Source organism: Pumilibacter intestinalis (genome assembly GCF_943193005.1).
Taxonomy (GTDB): Bacteria; Bacillota; Clostridia; order Christensenellales; family Pumilibacteraceae; genus Pumilibacter; species Pumilibacter intestinalis.
In genome coordinates this window covers 18,789-39,155 of the sequence record NZ_CALPCH010000019.1, presented here as the reverse complement: position 1 = coordinate 39,155, position 20,367 = coordinate 18,789, and the positions used below count along the sequence as shown (strand labels likewise).

16 protein-coding genes are annotated in these 20,367 nt (G+C 51.9%); 4 read left to right on the top strand and 12 right to left on the bottom strand.

Annotated features, from left to right (window positions below; translation table 11 throughout):
• Window positions 1–21: 21 nt before the first annotated feature.
• Window positions 22–228 (top strand): hypothetical protein, encoded by a 207-nt coding sequence (locus tag NFR55_RS08785; protein ID WP_251548377.1) that lies wholly within the window; start codon window positions 22–24, stop codon window positions 226–228.
• 305 nt (window positions 229–533) lie between these two features.
• On the opposite strand, the gene NFR55_RS08780 is transcribed toward NFR55_RS08785, so the two are convergent.
• The gene (locus tag NFR55_RS08780; RefSeq protein WP_275556922.1) at window positions 534–2,882 is read right to left on the bottom strand and encodes a Tex family protein; all 2,349 of its coding nucleotides are present in this window, start codon (window positions 2,880–2,882) and stop codon (window positions 534–536) included.
• 327 nt (window positions 2,883–3,209) lie between these two features.
• On the opposite strand from NFR55_RS08780, the gene NFR55_RS08775 reads away from it, so the two are divergent.
• Entirely contained in the window at window positions 3,210–3,482 is a 273-nt protein-coding gene (locus tag NFR55_RS08775) for a YabP/YqfC family sporulation protein (protein ID WP_251548376.1), read from the top strand.
• Entirely contained in the window at window positions 3,479–3,847 is a 369-nt protein-coding gene (locus tag NFR55_RS08770; RefSeq protein ID WP_251548375.1) for a hypothetical protein, read from the top strand. Before NFR55_RS08775 ends, NFR55_RS08770 begins: the two co-directional genes overlap by 4 nt.
• Here the strand turns inward: NFR55_RS08770 and NFR55_RS08765 are convergent.
• The 5 genes from NFR55_RS08765 to trhA form a co-directional block, all read right to left on the bottom strand.
• A complete protein-coding gene (locus tag NFR55_RS08765) occupies window positions 3,810–5,330 on the bottom strand; it encodes a UDP-glucose--hexose-1-phosphate uridylyltransferase (RefSeq protein WP_251548374.1) in 1,521 nt (506 codons plus the stop codon). The genes NFR55_RS08770 and NFR55_RS08765 overlap by 38 nt on opposite strands.
• Before the next feature lie 21 nt (window positions 5,331–5,351).
• Window positions 5,352–6,059, bottom strand: coding sequence for an RluA family pseudouridine synthase (locus tag NFR55_RS08760; RefSeq protein WP_251548373.1), 708 nt, complete (start codon window positions 6,057–6,059; stop codon window positions 5,352–5,354).
• Window positions 6,060–6,414: 355 nt separating this feature from the next.
• Window positions 6,415–7,287 (bottom strand): class I SAM-dependent methyltransferase, encoded by an 873-nt coding sequence (locus NFR55_RS08755; RefSeq protein WP_251548372.1) that lies wholly within the window; start codon window positions 7,285–7,287, stop codon window positions 6,415–6,417.
• Window positions 7,284–10,394 (bottom strand): isoleucine--tRNA ligase, encoded by a 3,111-nt coding sequence (gene ileS, locus NFR55_RS08750; protein ID WP_251548371.1) that lies wholly within the window; start codon window positions 10,392–10,394, stop codon window positions 7,284–7,286. The genes NFR55_RS08755 and ileS overlap by 4 nt, the downstream gene beginning before the upstream one ends.
• Before the next feature lie 18 nt (window positions 10,395–10,412).
• Window positions 10,413–11,132, bottom strand: coding sequence for a PAQR family membrane homeostasis protein TrhA (gene trhA / locus NFR55_RS08745; protein ID WP_251548370.1), 720 nt, complete (start codon window positions 11,130–11,132; stop codon window positions 10,413–10,415).
• Window positions 11,133–11,229: 97 nt separating this feature from the next.
• Here trhA and NFR55_RS08740 point away from each other — a divergent pair, with 97 nt between their 5' ends.
• Window positions 11,230–12,210 carry a serine/threonine protein kinase gene (locus NFR55_RS08740; RefSeq protein WP_251548369.1) on the top strand — a complete coding sequence of 327 codons (981 nt, stop codon included), beginning with the start codon at window positions 11,230–11,232 and terminating at the stop codon, window positions 12,208–12,210.
• A 164-nt stretch (window positions 12,211–12,374) separates the two neighbouring features.
• Here the strand turns inward: NFR55_RS08740 and NFR55_RS08735 are convergent, their stop codons facing one another.
• The 6 genes from NFR55_RS08735 to NFR55_RS08710 all read right to left on the bottom strand — a co-directional run bounded on the left by NFR55_RS08735 (window position 12,375) and on the right by NFR55_RS08710 (window position 20,289).
• On the bottom strand, window positions 12,375–13,226 hold the full coding sequence (locus NFR55_RS08735) for a hypothetical protein (RefSeq protein ID WP_251548368.1): 852 nt from the start codon (window positions 13,224–13,226) through the stop codon (window positions 12,375–12,377).
• 12 nt (window positions 13,227–13,238) lie between these two features.
• Window positions 13,239–14,498: a serine--tRNA ligase gene (gene serS / locus NFR55_RS08730; protein WP_251548367.1), complete on the bottom strand. Its 1,260-nt coding sequence runs from the start codon at window positions 14,496–14,498 to the stop codon at window positions 13,239–13,241.
• Window positions 14,499–14,564: 66 nt separating this feature from the next.
• Entirely contained in the window at window positions 14,565–16,046 is a 1,482-nt protein-coding gene (locus tag NFR55_RS08725) for an oligosaccharide flippase family protein (RefSeq protein WP_251548366.1), read from the bottom strand.
• A 61-nt stretch (window positions 16,047–16,107) separates the two neighbouring features.
• A complete protein-coding gene (locus NFR55_RS08720) occupies window positions 16,108–18,093 on the bottom strand; it encodes a leucine-rich repeat domain-containing protein (protein ID WP_251548365.1) in 1,986 nt (661 codons plus the stop codon).
• A 160-nt stretch (window positions 18,094–18,253) separates the two neighbouring features.
• Window positions 18,254–19,207 carry a discoidin domain-containing protein gene (locus tag NFR55_RS08715; RefSeq protein ID WP_251548364.1) on the bottom strand — a complete coding sequence of 318 codons (954 nt, stop codon included), beginning with the start codon at window positions 19,205–19,207 and terminating at the stop codon, window positions 18,254–18,256.
• Window positions 19,204–20,289: a GntR family transcriptional regulator gene (locus NFR55_RS08710; protein ID WP_251548363.1), complete on the bottom strand. Its 1,086-nt coding sequence runs from the start codon at window positions 20,287–20,289 to the stop codon at window positions 19,204–19,206. Before NFR55_RS08710 ends, NFR55_RS08715 begins: the two co-directional genes overlap by 4 nt.
• Window positions 20,290–20,367: the final 78 nt, after the last annotated feature.

Here is a 20,367-nt window from a genome sequence, read left to right as displayed (position 1 = left end):
TTACCAAGGAGATGTAAGAACATGGCTACTACGCAAAACAAGACCAAGAGCGCGCAGAACAGACCTACTCAGAAAGCCGCCGCAAGCAAGGCGACTCAGAGTAAAACTGCTCAAAGCAAAGCTACTTCGGCTAAGAGCACCGCAAGCAAAACGCAGAAATGCTGCTCTTCGAAGTCGGCGAAAAGCTCTACGTCGGCAAAAGCCAAGGGTGCATCCGCCCGCAATTAAATGCTCCGATAGCATTTGGTTGCAATTGCCACAATGAGCCTTTTTGACCTCAAAAAGGCTCAGCGAAAAAAGGTAAGAGGGGGAATACTTTCGATTGTATTCCCCCTCTTAACTCCCCCTTCTAAACGACTTCCCTTCGGGAAGCGAAACGGCTAAATCACGGTAAATCAGGTTTTACTCGTTTTCAGCCTTTTTTGCTTCTCGCAGAGAAGTCGTGGCAGGAGGGTTTTGAAAGGGAGGGGCGCGTCGAAATCGCCCCTCCCTTCATGGTTTTCGCAAGCCTTTTGACATCAAAAGGCTTATTTTTATTTCTTGGAAAACTTGCTCTGCAACGCCTTCAACATATCGTCTAAACTGCGTTCGGGACGAGAGCCGTTGCGGTCGGGGCGGTTGTTGAAATTTCCGCGGTTGGCGCGGTTGTCTTTGTTGTCGCGGTTGCGGTTGTTATTGTTGTTTCCGTTTCTGCGCTCGGGCTGAACGCGCACCGCTTTGGGGGCGTTGGGGTCTTTCATGCTCAAGTTTATGCGCTTTTTGGCGGGGTCTACGCCTATAACGCGCACGCGCACCACGTCGCCCACTTTGAGAGCCTCGCTCGGGTGCTTTATAAACCTATCCGAAATTTCGGAAATATGCACGAGTCCGTCGTGGTGAACTCCTATATCCACAAACGCGCCGAAATCTATTACGTTGCGCACCGTGCCCGTAAGCTCCATGCCCTCTTTGAGGTCGTTTATATCCATTAAATCGGCTCTGAGGAGCGGCGGCGGAAGGGCGTCGCGGATATCGCGACCCGGCTTGATTATCTCTTCGAGCACGTCCAAAAGCGTAGGCTCGCCCACTCCGAGCTCTTCGGCTACTTTGCCGCTTCCCTCTGCGTTTACTTTGCCTTTTATATCTTCGAGCTTGCCCGCCTTTACGTCTTCGTCGCTCTTGCCGTAACGGGCGAGCAACTTTTCGGTTGCGGCGTACGCTTCGGGGTGAACGGCGGTGTTATCGAGCACGTTGTTGCCGTCCGTTATTCTCAAGAAGCCCGCGCACTGCTCGAACGCTTTGGGTCCGAGTTTGGGAACTTCGCGGAGCTGTTCGCGCGAGGTGAACGGCTTGGTTTCGCGGTATTTCACTATATTTTTGGCTATGGAGGTGTTGAGCCCCGACACAAACGCCAAAAGACTGTAAGACGCGGTGTTCAGGTCTACGCCGACGCTGTTAACGCAATCTTCCACCACGCCCGTGAGCACCTCGGTGAGTCGCTTTTGCGGCATATCGTGCTGATACTGCCCCACTCCTATGCTCTTTACGTCTATTTTGATGAGCTCGGCAAGCGGGTCGAGCAGACGGCGAGCTATGGATATTGCACTGCGGTACTCCACGGTAAGGTCGGGGAATTCTTCCGCGCCGAGTTTGCTCGCCGAATACACGCTTGCGCCCGCCTCGTTTACAACCGCGTAAGAAAGCGGACGACTGCACTCTTTTATAAGCTCGGCTACGAATATCTCGCTCTCTTTGCTCGCCGTGCCGTTGCCTATGCTTATTACGTCTACGTTGTGCTTATCTATAAGTTTTTTAAGCGCGGCTTTGGCTTCCTCGGTTTTCTTCTGCGGCGGCGTGGGATATATCACCGTGTGGTCGAGCACGTTGCCCATGGAGTCTATAACCGCTATTTTGCAACCCGTGCGGTACGCGGGGTCGAGCCCGAGTATCACTTTGCCTTTGAGCGGCGGTTGCATGAGAAGGGGTTTTAAGTTCTGCTCGAACATCTTAATCGCCTGTTCGTCCGCTTTTTCGGTAAGCTCGTTTCTCACCTCGCGCTCTATAGACGGGAAAATGAGTCGCTCGTAGCTGTCGGCAACCACGTCGTCCATAACCGCGGAAAATATGCTTTCCTTTTTATAGTACGCTTTAATCTTATTGAGCGCGGTTTCCTCGTCAGCCTTAAGACTCACCTTAAGGCACTCGTCGGCTTCGCCGCGGTTAACAGCCAAAATTCTGTGGCTGGGTATAGCCGAAATCTTTTCGGAAAATTCGGCGTACATTTCGTAAGTAACCTTTTTGGGGTTGTTTTGGTCTTTGGGGTCGAGTTTTGCGTCGAGCGTGGCTATCTCGTACATGAGCGAACGCAAACTCTTTCTTATGTTCGCGTCGTCCGAAATGCGCTCGGCGATAATATCTTTCGCGCCCGCGAGAGCTTCCTCCGCCGTGGCAACGCCCTTTTCTTCGTTAACGTACGGAGCGCAAACGGCAAGCACGTCGCCGCTTGTAAGTTCCTGCGCCATTATTACGTCGGCGAGCGGCTCGAGTCCTTTCTCTATTGCAACCGACGCGCGAGTTTTCTTTTTCTGCTTATACGGGCGGTAGATATCTTCCACCTCGGTGAGCGTAACGGCGGCGTCGAGCGCGACTTTGAGCTCGTCCGTCCATTTTTCCTGCGCTTCAATCGCCGCTTGCACCTCTTCTTTGCGCTTTACGAGGTTGCGCAAGTACGTGAGCCTGTCGGCAAATTCGCGCAACACTTGGTCGTCGCACGCGCCGTGCATTTCCTTGCGGTAACGCGCTATAAACGGTATGGTGTTGCCGTCGTCGAGAAGAGTTACTATATTTGCCGCGTAGTCGGCTCGCATGGTAAACTCTTCGCTCAGTTTCTTTACAATATCCATTTTTTTACCTCTCGGATTTCTTTTAATTCTCGGACAGTGAGTTATCTGTTCGGATTCACATTATCCCCTCGAGCTTTTTACCTCTCGGACAGTAGGTTATCGGTTCTGACGCCTATTATCTCCTCGAGCTTTTTCCTCTCGGACAGTAGGTTATCGGTTCTGACGCCTATTATCTCCTCGAGTCTTTTACCTCTCGGATAATGAGCAATCCGCACTAATGCAAACGCCTATATATTGTAGCAAAGAAGCCGAAAAAAAGCAACCTATTTGAACGCAAAATGTGTTATTTTATACTCTCGCCGCATATAAATTGTCGAGGTGATATTCATGGAAAAAACCGAAAACAAACCGCGCCGCAATCACGAACTGAAACTTTCGGAGCGCAACAAAGGCTATCTCACCGGCATAGAAAAAGTGATATCGTCTTGCGATACCTCTTTGTGCCTCGTTTCGAGTTGCGGCAACTTAAGCATTACGGGCGAAAATCTCAAAATAATCAAGTTCAACGCCGACGACGGCACTCTCGATTTCGAGGGGACCGTAAACTCGCTCAAGTACAGCGGCGCAAAGCAGTCGCTCATTAAACGCATTTTCAAATGACGCTCGGGATTTTCTTGCTCTGTTTCGCCGCGGGCGTTTTGTGCGGCATAGCGGAAGGAGCTTTTTCGCCGCTGCGAAAAAAGTGGGGGCTTGCGTTCGCCGTACCCGCCGACGTTGCCGTGGCTCTTGCGGCGGTGACGGCGCATCTCGCCGTAATGTATTTTTTTACGCTCGGACAGTTCTTCCCCTACGCCGTTATCGCCGAACTGCTCGGCTTTATTCTCGCCCGTTCGGCGGTTAAATTCATATTGAAACGGTTAACTCCCCGCCGCAAGCAAAAAAAGCCCTCTCTCGGTGAGAGGACTTTTTTTCGCGTAGCAATAAAGTTTACTTTTCGGCTATGTCCAAAGTTGCGAGGAATTTGAGGAAGGCGGCTTTGCCCTGTTCGTCGGGCTTGAACACCGCGGTGTTTACGAGTATTTCCTCGCAAACGCGGTTTATTTCGTCTTTTATGTTGAGCTTTGCTTCCACGGGGCTTATTTTGCTCGAGCCTACCGCTTTTACAAGTCGCTCTATCATGTTTTTGTGGCAAAGCATATCGGGCGCGAGTTTCGCCTCCGAATATTTTTCCTCTTTGGTGAGATATTTTTCGATTTCGGCGGTTTGACGAGCGAGTCTGCCGGGAAGAACGAACAAGCCCATCGCCTCAATAAGCCCTATGCTCTCGCTCTTTATATTGTGATACTCGGGGTGAGCGTGGAATATTCCGTCGGGATACTCGTCGGTCGTGCGGTTGTTGCGCAAGATTATATCTATTACGTACTTATCGTCCGCCTTGCGCACTATGGGAGTAACGGCGTTGTGCTGTTCGCTCGTTTTGGCAATCACGCCCACGCTCTCGTCGGAGTAATCCTGCCATGCGTTGTTCACCTTTTGAGCGAACTCTATGAGTTTTTCGCGGTTGGAGCAAGCGAGACGAAGCACCGAGTTGTACCAGTCCACAATGCACATATCTATATACGGATACTCTTTGTTCTTGAGTTTTACGAGCGCGCCCGCCTTGTGCATGGGCATGAGCTTCGCGCCGCCCTGGAAATGGTCGTGCGTGAGAACGCTGCCGCCTATGCGCGGAAGCGCGGCGTTGCAACCTATAAAGTAGCCGGGCATAAAGTCTATAAAGTCGAACAGTTTAACTATGGTGGAATCGTCCACCTTCATGGGAACGTGCTCGGAGTTTACCGCAATGCCGTGCTGATTGAAATATGCATAGGGCGAGAACTGCCAAAACCACTCTTCGCCGCCGAGCTCGAGAGGAACGGTGCGAAGCGTTTGGCGTATCTGCGAGCCGTGCGCGTAGCCCTCGTTTTCTTTGCATATGGTGCAAGCGGGATACCCCGATTTCGTAGCCTTGAGCGCGGCCTCGGTGTCTTTGTTGTTCTTTTCGGGGCGGCAGGTGTTGATGGTGATTTCGAGCTTGCCGCGAGTTCCTTTAGCTTCCCACTTGATATTCTCGCCTATTTTGGTGAGTTTAACGTAATCGCTCTTTACGCCGTAGTCGTAAAGCCAATCGAACGCTTTAACGGGATTTTTGCGGTGCTGTTCGTCGAATATATCGGCGATTTCGCCGGGGCGTTTGCAAACTATGTTCATGAGTTTGCCGCCGAAATATTCGCGCTTGTCCTCGGTGATTATGCCGTTATCCACTGCGTAATTTACGAGCGGCGCAAGCACCGTGTCGGGGCGGTCGAGCGACTCTATTGCCTCGTAGTCCACCTCGTACTGCACGTAGTCGGTGAGCTTGAGCTCGTCGAGAATGAGGTTTCTCGCCCAAACCACGTCGAGGTCGTCTAAAAGCAGGTGCGACTGCGCGTAATAGAGCAGGCTTTCAACGGACGGATAAATTAACATTTTTTTACTCCTTTTGGTTGTTTATTCGGGTTTTACTGTGTTTATATATTTTTCCACCTGAAAGAACTTCCAGGGCGTTTTTTCAAGCGGCGGAAAAACCTTGAATACCATGGGCACTTTGGTTGTGGGGTGCACGAACGAAAGCTGATAAGACCAAAGCGCGAGATTATGACCTTTGGCGAGCGTATCGCCGCCGTATTTAGCGTCGCCGAATATCGGCTTGCCTATGTTGGATAACTGTGCGCGTATCTGATGACTTCTGCCCGTGTAAAGGTTTACGTCAATGAGCGCGATTTTATCGTTTGTTTCGAGTACGCGGTAATCGAGTTCGGCGAATTTCGCTCCCTCCGTTTTTGCGGGCGTTACGCGCACGATATTTTCTTTTTCGTCTTTTACCAACCAGTTGGACAGCCTTGCCCTGTAGTCGCGCGGAGTGCCCACGGTTACGGCAAGATATTTCTTTTCGAAATCGCCCTGCTCGATTTGACGGCAAAGCCTTTCGGCGGACTTACTGTTGCGGGCAAACACCATAACGCCGCCCGTGGGGCGGTCGAGCCTGTGCACAAGACCTATAAACGCGTTGCCCGGCTTATTGTATTTTACTTTTACGTACTCTTTGATTATATTCAAAAAGTCTGCGTCTCCGCTCGAATCGGCTTGCGTAGGCACGTTTTGCGGCTTAACCGCAACGATTATGTGGTTGTCTTCGTAGAGAATTACGGGTTCCATTATGTTCCTTTCTTATGAATGGGATTGCTTCGCTACGCTCGCAATGACAGTTGGGAGCTCGCAATGACGGGTTAACGGTCACAACGTCATTGCGAGGGTGCTTGCACCCGCGGCAATCTCATGCGGGAGAACGGTGCGGATACCGTTCCATGCAGGGGATTGCTTCGCTACGCTCGCAATGACAGTTGAGAGCTCGCAATGACGGGTTAACGGTCACAACGTCATTGCGAGGGTGCTTGCACCCGCGGCAATCTCATGCGGGAGAACGGTGCGGATACTGTTCCATGCAGGGGATTGCTTCGCTACGCTCGCAATGACAGGCAAGTTCACGAGCTCGTAGTGCGCAGATGTGCCGCTATACGCCGCCGTGCCATATGGCGGAGTTGCCGCACGGCAATACTATTCCGCGCTCCGCCGTGGGCAGATAAAGTTCGTAGCCGTCGGTAACGCCTTTGGGAAGGGCAAGCTCGAGTATGTTGCGCATTACGAGCGAGCCGAGTCCCGTTGTGTAGCTGTTCACGAGAAAGAACAGCGGGTTATCGGAAAGCACCTGTGCGGCGAGTTTTACGAGGTCGTATACGTTGTCTTCGAGTTTCCAAGTTTCGCCGCCCGGACCGCGCCCGTAAGACGGAGGGTCCATTATAACGGCGTCGTATCGCTTGCCGCGCTTGATTTCGCGAGCAACGAATTTGCTGCAGTCGTCCACAATGTAACGAACTCTGTCTTGAGCAATGCCGGAAAGTTCGCAGTTTTGTTTCGCCCTGTCCACCATGCCGCGAGCCGCGTCTACGTGAGTGACGAACGCGCCCGACTTTGCGCACGCAACCGTTGCGCCGCCCGTGTAAGCGAACAAGTTGAGCACGCGTATTTCGCGGTTCGCGCCCTCGATGAGCGAGCGCATTTTGTCCCAGTTATACGACTGCTCGGGGAACAAGCCCGTGTGCTTGAACCCCATGGGTTTTACGGCAAATTTCAAATCGCGATAACTTACCGTCCACTCCTCGGGATAACTTTTGTATTTTTCCCAATAGCCGCCGCCCGAGTTCGAGCGAACGTATCGGGCGCACAGTCCCTTGTGTTTTGATAAGTCGGACTGTTGCCGCCATATAACTTGCGGGTCGGGACGAAGCAGTATCACGCTTCCCCACCGTTCGAGTTTTTCGCCGCCGCCCGTGCCGAGCACCTCGTAATCGCGCCAGCCCGTTGCCGCGCCTATAGCGTCGCTCATATCTTTTGTATGCCCACAAAGGCGGTCTTGCCGTTAACGTCGGTTTTTTCGCCGCCGTCCGCAAACGTAAGTTTATCGCACAGCACGGCTTGCTTTACCTCTTTTTCAAACGCTTTTACGGCTTTCGTAACTTCTTCGTCGCCGCCCAAAGTAAGCTCTATGTGGTCGGTAACGGCAAACCCTTTGTCTTTGCGCAACGCCTGAATTTTGCTTACAAGCTCGCGCATGTAGCCTTCGCTTATAAGTTCGGGAGTAAGCGACGTATCGAGCACGCAGGTTACGAGCTCTCCGCTCTCCGCCGCAAATCCCTCGCGGCTAACCACTTTAACGAGCAAGTCGCTTTCCGATAACTCCACCTCTTCGCCGCAAAGCGTGAATTTGTACGTTTTGCCGCCCGCAGTGCCCTTTACCGCCGCTTCGCCGTTTTGGGCGAGATACTCGCGTATATTGCCTATCAGTTTGCCGTATTTGGGACCCAAAGTGCGTAGTTGCGGCTTTGCCTCGTATGCAACGTATTCCGCCGCGCCGTCTATGATTTCAACGCTCTTTACGTTCAATTCGTCGGCGATAACAGCTTTCATATCGGCGGAAAGTCGAGCCGCGCCATCGCCCGCAAGCAACAGTCTGTTGAGCGGCTGACGGTTCTTTATTTGGCTTTGATTTCTCGCACTGCGCCCGAGCGTAGCCGCCTCGAGCACCACAGCCATATCGCTCTCCAACTTTTCGTCTATGCGCTTGCCGTCGCATTCGGGGAACGTGCACAAGTGCACCGACAAAGGCGCGTTTTTATCCACGCTTCGCACTATGTTTTGATAAATGCTTTCGCACATGAACGGCGTGAAAGGAGCTGCGACGCGCACGAGCGTTTCGAGCACGGTGTACAAAGTCATGTACGCCGCAATCTTGTCGGGCGTTTCCTCGCTGCCCCAATAGCGTTCGCGGCAACGGCGAACGTACCAATTGCTCAAGCTGTCGGTAAAGTCGCCTATCGCGCGAGCCGACTCGGTGATTTTGTATTCGTTAAGTCCGTTATCTACGGTTTTTATAAGCGTGTTGAGCGATGAAAGTATCCACTTGTCCATAACCGAAAGTTCGCAGTCTTTCAGTTTGTGCTCGGTGGGATTGAACTTGTCTATCTCGGCGTAAAGTACGTAGAAGCAGTATGTGTTCCACAGCGTGCCGAGGAATTTGCGCTGAGCCTCGCTCACCGCCTCGGGATAAAATCGGCTGGGAAGATAGGGCGCGCTAGCGGTATAGAAATACCAACGCACCGCGTCAGAGCCCTGCACGTCGAGCACCGACCACGGGTCTACCACGTTGCCTTTGTGCTTGCTCATCTTGAGTCCGTTTTTGTCGCACACGTGACCGAGCACTATGCAGTTGCGGAACGGAGCTTTATCGAAAAGCAAAGTGGAAATTGCGAGCAATGTGTAAAACCAGCCGCGAGTTTGGTCTACCGCTTCGGATATGAAATCCGCCGGGAAAGTTTTTTCGAACACGTCCTTGTTTTCAAACGGGTAGTGGTACTGCGCAAACGGCATACTTCCCGAGTCGAACCAACAGTCTATCACCTCGGGAGTGCGGCGCATAGTGCCGCCGCATTCGCAGTCGAACGTGATTTCGTCCACGTAAGGTTTGTGCAGTTCTATGTTCTTATCGAGTTTGCCCAGCTTTTTGAGTTCTTCTCTACTGCCTATAACGTGGGTTTTGCCGCACTTTTCGCACACCCATATGGGGAGCGGAGTGCCCCAGTAGCGGTCGCGACTTAGTCCCCAATCTATTACGTTCTCGAGGAAATTGCCCATGCGCCCGCTTCCGATACTCTCGGGCATCCAGTTTACCGACGCGTTGTTTTTCACGAGTTTGTCGCGCAGTTCGGTCATCTTTATAAACCAAGTACTGCGGGCGTAATATAAAAGCGGAGTGTCGCAACGCCAGCAAAAAGGATAACTGTGCGTGTACATGGCTTCCGAAAACAGCAACTCTTTTTCTTTGAGATACTTGAGTATGAGCTTGTCGGCGTCTTTGCAGAATACCCCCGCAAAGTCGGTAGCCTCGGGCTTGAACTTGCCCGCTTCGTCCACCATCATCACAAACGGCAAATCGTAGTTTCTGCCCACGCGGGCGTCGTCCTCGCCGAACGCGGGAGCTATATGCACCACGCCCGTGCCGTCGGAAAGTGTAACGTAATCGTCGCATACCGCGTAGCGGCACTTTTTCTTATCTTCTTTGTAGTAAGGGAACAACGGCTCGTATTCGGTGAACTCGTACTGCTTGCCCTTCTTTACGCTTACCGTTTTGTATTCGCCCTCGAAATGCTTGCTTACGAGTTCTTGCGCGAGAATGTATTTCACGCCGTTTTGCTCTATCTCGGCGTAGTCGTAGTTTGCGTTGAAGCAAAGAGCCACGTTGCTCGGAAGAGTCCAAGGCGTTGTGGTCCAAGCGAGTATATAGGTGTCGGCTTTCCCTTTCACCTTAAATTTCGCAACGCAGGTTTTTTCGGTTACGTCTTTATAGCCCTGCGCAACCTCGTGGCTGGATAACGCCGTGCCGCAACGCGGGCAATACGGCACTATCTTGTGCCCCTTGTATATGAGTCCTTTTTTGTCTATCTCTTTGAGCGCCCACCAAACCGACTCTATATAGTTATCGTCGTAGGTGATATAAGGGTTGTCCATGTCCACCCAATATCCCACGCGGTCGCTCATCTTCTCCCATTCGCCTTTGTATTTCCAAACGCTCTCTTTGCACTTGCCTATAAACGGCTCTACGCCGAATTTTTCTATATCGCCTTTGCCGTCGAACCCGAGAGTTTTCTCAACCTCGAGCTCCACGGGCAAGCCGTGAGTATCCCACCCCGCTTTTCTGCGCACGTGAAAGCCTTTCATGGTTTTGTAACGCGGAATGATATCTTTCATTACGCGCGTTAAAATATGCCCTATGTGCGGCTTGCCGTTAGCCGTGGGCGGTCCGTCGTAGAAAGAAAACTCTTTGCCCTTTGCGGTTGCGTCCAAAGTTTTGCCGAAAACGTCGTTTTGCTTCCAAAACTCTATAACTTCGCGCTCGCGCTCCGTAAAGTCTTTGTTTGGTTCAGCTTTGTCATACATGGTGAGTAGTTCCTTTTATCAGAGAATAAAACAGTATATCGAAATAAAGTGAAGCGCACTGCCCGCAAGCACGAACAAGTGCCAAATAAAGTGGTGCCACGGTATCTTTTTTATGCGGTAGAATATTATACCCGCCGTGTATACGATACCGCCCGAGAGCAAAAACCAAAACGCTCCCGTGCCCATCGCCGAGTACAGCGCGGGCAATCTTATCACGCACGCCCACCCCATAACCACGTAGGCTATGAGCGAAAACACGCGAAACTTTTGCACGTTTATTGCGTTGAACACAATTACGAGCACCGCCATGCCGAGCACGACAGAGGCAATCACTATGCCCCACACAAAGTTCGCAAAACTCGTCTGCGCTCCGAGTATGGAAAGTCCCACGAGCATATACGGCGCGTATGTGCCTGCAATAAGCAACGCAACTCCGCAATGGTCGAATCTGCGAAAAACCGCGCGGCGCGTTTTACCGAGCGGTTGCGCATGATAGAGCGCACTCATAACGTACATTTCTATCAGACAAAACGAATACAAACATATCGATACTATGGCAAGCGCGTTTCCCTTAACCGGCGGAGAACCGGAATAAGAAACCTTTACTATCATGAATACCGACGCGATAACGCTCAGGAGTGCGCCGAGCGCATGTGTTATGATGTTCGCCGTTTCCTCTCCTCGCGAATACGCGATTTGGTTGGAATACGAACGCCGTTTGCGCTCTTTGTTTTCCATTATTTTATTATAACCCTTTCATGCGCTCCGTGTCAATTAAATTCGGGCACGCTATTTCATTGACCGCGAATGAAAATGGGTGTATAATTAAGTTATCATGCGCGAAGACGTAAGAAGTATAAAAAATATTTGCCCGAGCTGTTTCGGCACGCTCGACGGCGTCGGCGTTTGCCGTTCGTGCGGCATACGGCCCGAAAGCATAGCGAACCCTCCCGCCGCGCTTCCTTTACGCTCGGTGATTGGCAGCAGATACATGACGGGCAAAAGTTTGGGCATAGGCGGTTTCGGCATAACTTATCTTGCCTGGGACTTGAACGAAAGCCGAAAAGTAGCCATAAAGGAATTTTTTCCGCAGGGCTACGCCACGCGCGAAAAAGGCGACTCGCGGGTAAACGTGCTTTCTCCCGAAGTGGTGCAACCGTTCAATCACTGGCTGGGCGCGTTTGTGGAAGAAGCCAAAGTTTTAATGCGCATAAAGCACCTGCACGGCGTTGTGAAACTGCTCGACTATTTCGAAAACAACAACACGGCGTACATAGTTACCGACTATCTCGAGGGCAAATCGCTCAGAAACCATCTCACCGAACGCAACTACAAAATCCCGTATAACGAAGCTCTCGGCATACTCCGCCCCGTTTTCGAGTCGCTCGCAGTGCTCCACGGCTACGGCGTGATACACAAAGACATCAGCCCCGAAAATATTATAATAGTGCTCAACAAATACGTTAAACTGATAGATTTCGGAGCCGCCGCGCTATACAAAGTGAACGGCAACGAAAAACCTTACGTTGTGCAAAAGGCGGGCTATTCTCCCGTGGAACTCTACCGCGCCGACCCTCGCGGCTTCGGCCCGTGGACGGACGTATACCAAATGGGCGCAACTTTGTATAACTGCGTAACGGGCTATATTCCCGCGGTTGCCTCCGAGCGCGAAAAGGAAGACAAACTCCCCCGCCCCTCGGCTTTGGGAATAGACCTGCCCGAATACGTGGAAGACGCCGTTATGAAAGCAATGGCGGTAAAAAGCGAAGACCGCTACCAAACCGTAAGCGACTTTGCAAAAGATTTGAAGATTTAGAGCGATATCTTTCTCATGCAAGGGATTGCTTCGGGCGCAAGCACCCTCGCAATGACATGTATGCCCGATTTGCCCCTCGCAATGACAAGGGCTACGCTAAACCGTCATTGCGAGCGAGTTTACGAGCGTGGCAATCTCATGCATTGAAAATAAAAAACGCGCGGTCATCGCGCGTTTTCAGTTTGTTTTTTTTTATATTCGGTGTTCTCGAAAACCATGCCCGTTTTGGTGCGCCGCCAATATTGATAGCGGTCGGAATATTCGTACACGTATAAGTCGGGGTCTTTGCGGGTGCGGAACACGAGCGGCTGTTCGTCGGGCACGTCCGTACCCGAAAGCCTGCGCCAAAGCTCCTCGGAATCGAGTCTGCTGTCGGCCTCGCGCTGTTCGGTCTTACTCATGGTTCTGCCGTATTCCTGAAAGAAACTGCCTTCGTCGAAAGAAGCGGTGCGCTCGTAACGCTCGGGCGGCTTTTCCGCAAAATACTTTTTTTCGAGGTCGCTCACGTCGGAACGCGGTCTTTCGGGCGGCGGAGGCGGCGCGTAAGACTGCGGCGGCGGATAATAGGGTTGCGAATACGGCGGCGCATAAGGCTGACCCTGCGGAGGATACGGCGCTCCGTATGACTGCGGAGGGTAAGCGTTTTGCGGCGGATAGGGCTGTTGCGGCGGCATGTAGCCGTGCGAATAGGCTATGTTTTGCTGAGCGTACTCTTCGGCGTTATCTTTCTTTTTGCGCTTGCGTTCCACTGCTGGCGCGGAAGGCGCGGACGAAACGCCTTTATTGCGTTTTCTGCTGCGCACGTACATGGCGAGTCCGAAACCGAGCACCGCGGTTACGGCAAGCCCGCCCCAAAACAGTCCTTCGGTAAGACCGGCGAAAGCGGTGTTCGTCACGCCGCAGGTTATGAAAAATCCTACCGTGAAAGCCGCGGGCAACCACAGTCCGAGGGATATGAGGACAAAAGCCAAAACTTTGGCTATGCCGTCGAATATTCTCAGAATGAATTTACCCACGCGTTTGTTCTCCTATTTAATTACGTTTACGCCCATGTAAGGCACGAGAGCTTCGGGCACGGTAACCGAGCCGTCGGCGTTTTGGAAATTCTCGAGTATGGCGGCTGTGGTGCGCCCCACCGCAAGCCCGCTTCCGTTAAGAGTATGCACAAGAGAATTCTTTCCGTTTTCTTTGTATTTTATATTCATGCGGCGAGCCTGATAGTCTTCGAAATTTGAGCACGACGAAATTTCCACATATCTGCCGTAGCTCGGCATCCAAACCTCTATATCGTAAGTTTTCGCGGAGCTAAAGCCCATATCGCCGGTAGACAGGCACACCACGCGGTACGCAAGCCCCAACTTTTTGAGTATGAGCTCGGCTTCGGCGGTAAGGCTCTCGAGTTCGGCGTAGCTGTCTTCGGGCGCACAGAATTTTACGAGCTCCACTTTGTTGAACTGATGCTGACGAATGAGTCCGCGCGTATCTCTGCCCGCGCTTCCCGCTTCCGCTCTGAAACACGCGGTATATGCGCAGTAGTTTATGGGGAGCGATTTTTTATCGAGTATTTCGCCGCGGTGCATGTTGGTTACGGGCACTTCGGCGGTGGGCACCAAGAAATAGTTGGTGTCTTTCACCGCAAACGCGTCCTCTTCGAATTTGGGCAACTGACCCGTGCCGTACATGCTGTCGCGGTTAACCATAAACGGCGGAAAAATCTCGGTGTAGCCGTTTTCGGTATGCACGTTGAGCATAAAGTTGGCAACGGCGCGTTCCAGCCTTGCGCCCAATCCGCGGTATACGGTGAAGCGCGCGCCCGTTATCTTCGCCGCCGTGGCGGGGTCGAGTATTCCGAGGTTCGCGCCTATATCCCAATGCGCGAGGGGCTCGAAATCGAACTTGCGCGGCTCTCCGTATTTGCGCACCTCTTTGTTAAACGTATCGTCTGCGCCCACGGGCACGCTCGAGTGCGGAATGTTGGGTATGCTCATCACGGCGAGCCGCAAGTCGGCTTCCACCGCGCCGAGCTCTTCGTCCAATCTCTTTATCTCTTCGTTGTCTTTTTTCATCGCCGCAATCATATCGTCGGCGTTTTTCTTCTCTTTGCGCATACGCGCTATTTCGTCCGACACGCGGTTGCGCTCGGCTTTCATTGCTTCAACTTTGCCGAGTATCTCTTTTCTGCGGGCGTTGAGCGCGAGCACCTTGTCCACGTCATACGTGCCGCTGCGCGTGCTCATAGCCTTTTTTACGAGGTCGGCGTTTTCGGTGATGAACTTTAAGTCTAACATGCTTTTGTTCCTCAAAAATTTCTCACCTAAGATTATAACCCTTTAGCAAAAAAAAATCAACTGTTTTTATCGCTTGGGGCGTTTTCTTATAAATACGGCGAGCGATACCAAATCCGCCGCGCACGCGAGCAAATAAAACGCCGCGTTGGAAACGGCGAAGCCCGCTATGCCGAAATGCGGTATCAGCACGAAATTGAGTATCTCTTTCACTGCCGCCGCCGCAAAAAGATTGAACGCGGGTATATACGCTTTGCCGGCGCCCTGCAACACCGCCGCCGCGGTTTGAAGAGTGGCAACGGCGGGAACGGCAAACGCCGAAATTCTCAATAGCCGCGCGGCGGAGGCAATCTCCACTCCGAGCGAATTTCCGTACAAAATTTTCAAAACGAGCGGCGCGAAAAGCCCCAGCCCCGCAAACGCCGCAAGACCGAGCGCGGCGGCAAACGCAACCGCGCGAAAAGCCGTTGAGCCTATCTTTTCGCCTTTGCCGCAAAGCTGCGAAACCTTGGGCAACAGCGTACCGCAAAGCCCCACCGTGAGAACGGCGGGCATATTCACGAGCGAGCCTACGGGCCCCGTCACTATGCCGTATAAAGCCGTGGCGGTTTCGCGAGCCTCGCCCGACGCGGTAAGAATATTCACCACGGTGAAACTGTCCGCAACCTGACACAGCGGCAAGATTATCAGCCCGAGAGTTATGGGCAAAGACGCTTTTACAAGTAACGCCGCCGAAGTTAAAAAAGCCTGCAATTTGCCGCCGCTCACAGTCGCCGCGTCCGCCGCCGCAACCGCGGGCAACGCCGCGGAGCCGCCCTGCATATCCATAGCGGGCGCAAGCTCTTCCGAAACCTCGGCGAGCGCGACCGCGTTTTGCTTTTCGGCGCATTCTCCCGCGCTCAAACTTTGCTCGCAATTGTCCTTTTTGGCAACGGTTCTTTTGCGTGCGTAAAAGTAGTACGCGGCCGACGCCGCTTCGGCGAGCGACACGCCCGCGGCACACCCCGCAACCGCCGCCGTAAGCGAGTGCTTTGCCAAAAGCACGGCAAGCGTAAGCCCCGCAACGAGTTTAACCGTTTGTTCCAAAAGCTGACCGAAAGCCGACGGGCGCACGTTCGCAGTTCCGAGAAAATATCCGCGCATAACCGAGCACACCGCAGAGAGCGGCACGCTCGCCAAAAGAGTCCACAACGCGCCCGTTGCTTCGGGCGCACCCGAAAGCGAGGCGATAAGCGGCGCGAACGCCGCCGCCGAAAACGTGACGGGCAACGATATCCCCACGGCAACCGCGGCGAGCGCGGCGCAGTCGGTTTTGCCGTCGCACTCCGCCGTAAGTTTGCTTACCGCGGCGGTAAGCCCGCCGCCAGTGAGCGTTACTATGAGCGCGTAAGTGGGAAACACAGATTGATAAAGCCCCATGCCGTGCGCCCCGAGAGCTCGCGTAAGCGGTATGCGGTAAAAGCCGCCTATAAGTTTGCTTGCGAGCGCGGCGGCGGTAAGCAGCCACGCCCCTCTCAAAAATCCGAATTTTTTTCCGTGCGTGTTTTTCATCTGTCGGCAAAGTCCTATTTGCCTTTAGTATGCGCACCCTTCGTTTTTCGTATTTATTTCGCTAACTTTTATTTACGTTTCCGTCGGTGCAACGCACGGTATATTCGCCCGTTTGGTTCGCCCAGTTCACCGCCTTTTTCACGGCGTTCCACTGCGAAACAGTTCCCTTATATTCTATATCTACAAGTGCCTTGCAACTTCCGAAAGCATAATTCGAAAATTCTTTCACGCTCGCGGGCAAAGTAACTTTCTTAAGCCCATAGCACTCGAAGAATGCGTTCTCTCCCACCTTTTCAACGCCGCTCGGAAGCACTGTTTCGGTAAGCTCCTTGCACCCCATAAACGCCCTGTCGCCTATGCTTATAACGCCCGAGGGTATCGTGCTCGTTTTGCAACCCGCAACAACAATCGTACCGGCCGCGTTCAAAATGCAATTGCCCGCGCTTTTGTAGGTTGTGTTCGCGCTCTTAACCGTTATGCTCGTAAGCGCGTTGCAACCGTAAAACAAACCTATAGAAGAAATGTCTTTCACGCCCGACCCTATGGTTATCGACTCTATTGTGCTGTTCTTGAAAATTTGCGCGCGTAATGTAGTAACGGTATCGGGTATTGTTATTTCGGTAACCTCAAGCCCCTCGAACGCCGCCTCTTCTATTTGCGTAACGCCGGCGGGAATTTCCGCTTGCGCGTTCGCGAGATACAGTATTTTTCCGTTCGCCGATACGAGCGCGTTGTTCACCGCTTTGTAATGAGTGTTGTTTGCTCCAACGGTAAGTTTTTTTCTTGCGTTACAACCGGCGAACACTCCGCTGTAATTCGTTCCCCTCGCCATTGTTTTGAGTCCGTTGCCTATGTTTATTTCTTCGAGAGCGGGACAAAAAGCAAAAGTTTGCGCGTAAAGTTTTTCCACTTTATCGCCGAGCGTAACTTTTTTGAGCTTTTTGCAACCGGAGAAAACGTCGTTGCCCATGTTCTGCTCGCCGTTCGCCATGCCGCCGTACTGATTTATAACCATCGCGTTCACTGCGTTTACCGTAACTTCGGTGAGTCCGCTGTTTTGAAAAGCAAACGACTCTATTTTGGTAAGTTTGGAAACGTCCATATCGAATTTTTCGGCGTTTTCAAACGCGTTAAAACCAACCTCGGTAACGGCGGGCATATCCACGCTTTCGAGAGAAACGCAATTGCGAAAGGTGTACTTAGGCACGGACACCAAACTTTGGGGCAGTTTAACACGCTTCAAATAACCTGCGTAGTAAAACGCGCCCATGCCGATTTTTTTCACGCTGTTCGGAAGCGTTACCTCCGTAAGTTTGGTATTGCCGAACGCATAATCGTTTACGGTTTCCAAGCCGTTGCCGATATCCATGGAAGAAACGCCGCTACTGTAAAACGCATATGAACCCAAAGTTTTCACGCTGTCGGGTATTTTTACGTATGTTATATTTTTTTTGCTTTTGAAAGCGTTTGCCCCTACGGCAATAACCGGTTTGCCGTTGTATGTTTCGGGTATTATGATTATCTTGCTTTTCCCTTTATACTCGGTCACCTCGTAGCCGCCCGAAATTTCTTTATACGATAAGTCGGGTGTTTCGGTAAGCTCGAAACCGCAAACTTTGCACGTTACGCCCTCGTATACGTGGTCGGATTTTGTTTCCTCTTTCCCGCAAACTTTACACGTGCGGTAGTGCCCGTTTTCGTCAAACGTATACTCTTCTCCGTATTCGTGCGCCGAGCTTTCTTCCGCTCTGTTGCATACCGTGCATTTCCTGTAATGCCCGCCGAGCGTGTACTCGTAATCTTCGCCGAACTCGTGCGCCGCCTTAGAGTCTTTCAGCTCTGTATGCTCGCAAGTTGCCGCATGCCAATGCTCGGTTGCGTCGCTTTCCCACTCCGTTGAAAATGTATGCGTGTGTTGCGGTTTTTCTTCCGGCTTTTCGCCGCCCGTACCGCTCCCGTTTCCTCCGCCCGCGCATGCCGAACAACAAAAAAAGCAAGCGAGCATAAGCGCAAACGCCACCGCGTAAGTTTTGAGTCGTTTTGTCATTTTCATTCCTCCCGTGTATATAAAAGTTCTCGACCGTTTGTAAAAACAATCAAGAACCTTATTATATACCCCCCCCCGACTTCGTCAAGCGAATGAAAGCGTTTTTTGAACTTTTTTTCTGCCGCAGGTATTCAACCGCGGAATTTTTGTTGCCGACTCCTCACCCGAAACTTATTTCGGATATAGAAGGATAATTATTGCCGTTTTCTTCAAATAAAAGATATTTTATATATCTGTATTCAAGCGCACTCGAAAATTCTTTTTCCCATATTTCGGAGTAATTGCCGTTTTCCTCGGCAAAAATTTCGTAAGTTTCGCCGTCGACAGAGCCCATTAAATGAAAGCGCACCGGATAATGCGGTTCGGAATAATCGTCGGGCGTGGCAACGTAAAAGAATATTTCGTCCATTTCCGCCTCGGTTGCGCCGTTCTCGCCGGTTTGCGAATATATAACTATAAGCATACTGCGCACCGAAACAACGCTCTGCAACTCTATATCGCACACCGCGTCGGCGTTGTCTTTAACTTCGGCAAGCAACTCGTAATTATTTTCGTCGAGCCCGTCGCCATCTACCTGCTCGGGCGTGTAATAAACGGCGAACTTTGCGGGCACCGTACCGTTCATATCGTTATCGAAGGTAAGTTTTTGCACCTGCAACGCGCTCGACAGCGTAAAATACACCTTTTGCGGCGCGGTGTCGGAGGGAATTTCTTCGCTTTTCCAACTCCTGCCGTCGGCAGTCCCCGTGAAAAGGTTGGGTATCGACGTCCCGCCCGATATGCTTGTGGCGTCGCCCCTGCGAAAAGCGGGTTTCGCGGCTACGTATTCGGGCTTGCGGTTGGTGTAACCGTCGGCAAAAGAGTCGTCTATGGTCACTTTGGAAAACGATACTCTCCGCCCCAAATCTATATTAAGTATTTGCGGCGTGGTGTCGTTTGCCTTGCGCGCGCCTATCCAACCGGTAGAAACGTCGCCGTCCATGGCAAGCGCGGCGTCATGCCCCTCGCGCGACGTCGCCGTTACAACGAGCGGACCTTCGGCAGGTTGCAAAGCGCACGCGCTCAAGCAAAAAGCAAAACACAAAGCAACTAAAGCGCAAACTATTCTTTTCATATAATTTTCTCCTCGTCTTCTCCGCGGAATATGAGCGTTCCGGGCTGAATCGTTTCGTCGTCTATCCAGGTGGTGCGGCGCAATTTGTCGGCTATTATCTTGCCAACGTTGTCATACAGCGGGTCAATGGTGGTGAACTTGTACTTGTAATTATCTCCGAGCGCGTTATCGTGCCCCGAAACAAGCACGTCGCGCCCCGGCATAAGTCCGGCGTCGGCTATGGCGTCGCACGCGCCCATTGCCACGCCGTCGTTTATGCAAACTATGCAAGTAGGACGCGGGTCCACGGCAAGAAGCTCTTTGGTAAGGTCGTATCCGTCTTCGGGAGTCATGTTGCCCCACTTTACGTAGCGAGCGTCTATATACAAATCGTTGAGTATCATTGCGTCTTGATATCCCATGTATCTTTCCAAACTCTCGCTGAAATTGTTGGTGCCGTTTATGCACGCTATGCGGCTGTGTCCCCGTTTGACGAACTGCCCCACCACTTCGCCGAATTTGCGGCGTTCGTCGTTGTTCACTCGGCACACCTGCACGTCCGGCTCGAAATAGTTGTATACCACAACGCACTTTCCCTGCCCGTGCAAATATTCCACCACGCTCCGCCGAGTTTCGCCCATTAAAAGCAATTTGTCCATATGACTTAGCACCGACGAAGGAAAACGTTTTTCCACCTCGTCGTCGGCTATGGTGTCTATGAGCAAATTATACTCTCCGTTAAGCTCTCTGAATATAGACTTGTAAATATTGTGCGCGTACATGTTCACGTACTTTGTTTTGCGCGAACCGGGTTTGTTTTGTTCGCTGGGCGAAAGCACAAGCATGCCTATGTAGCGGTTGGGCGGGCAACATACGCACCGCACCTTGCTGCTCAAAAACGTGCCCTTACCCTTAATCTTCTCCACAATGCACTCGGCGCGCAACCGCTCGAGCGCTCTGCGCACGGTAGTCAAACTCACGTCGAACTTGCGGCAGTATTCCTTTTCCGACAAAAGATAGCCGTTTTCTTTCAACTCTCCGTTTTCTATGTCGCGCAGTATCTGTTCGTACACATATTCGTATGCAAAGCACTGATTTATCATGTTCCGTTCTTCCGTTATTTATAATGTTGCGGGTACTCCCTTTCGTATTATAACACGAAACGAAAAATTTGTATACAA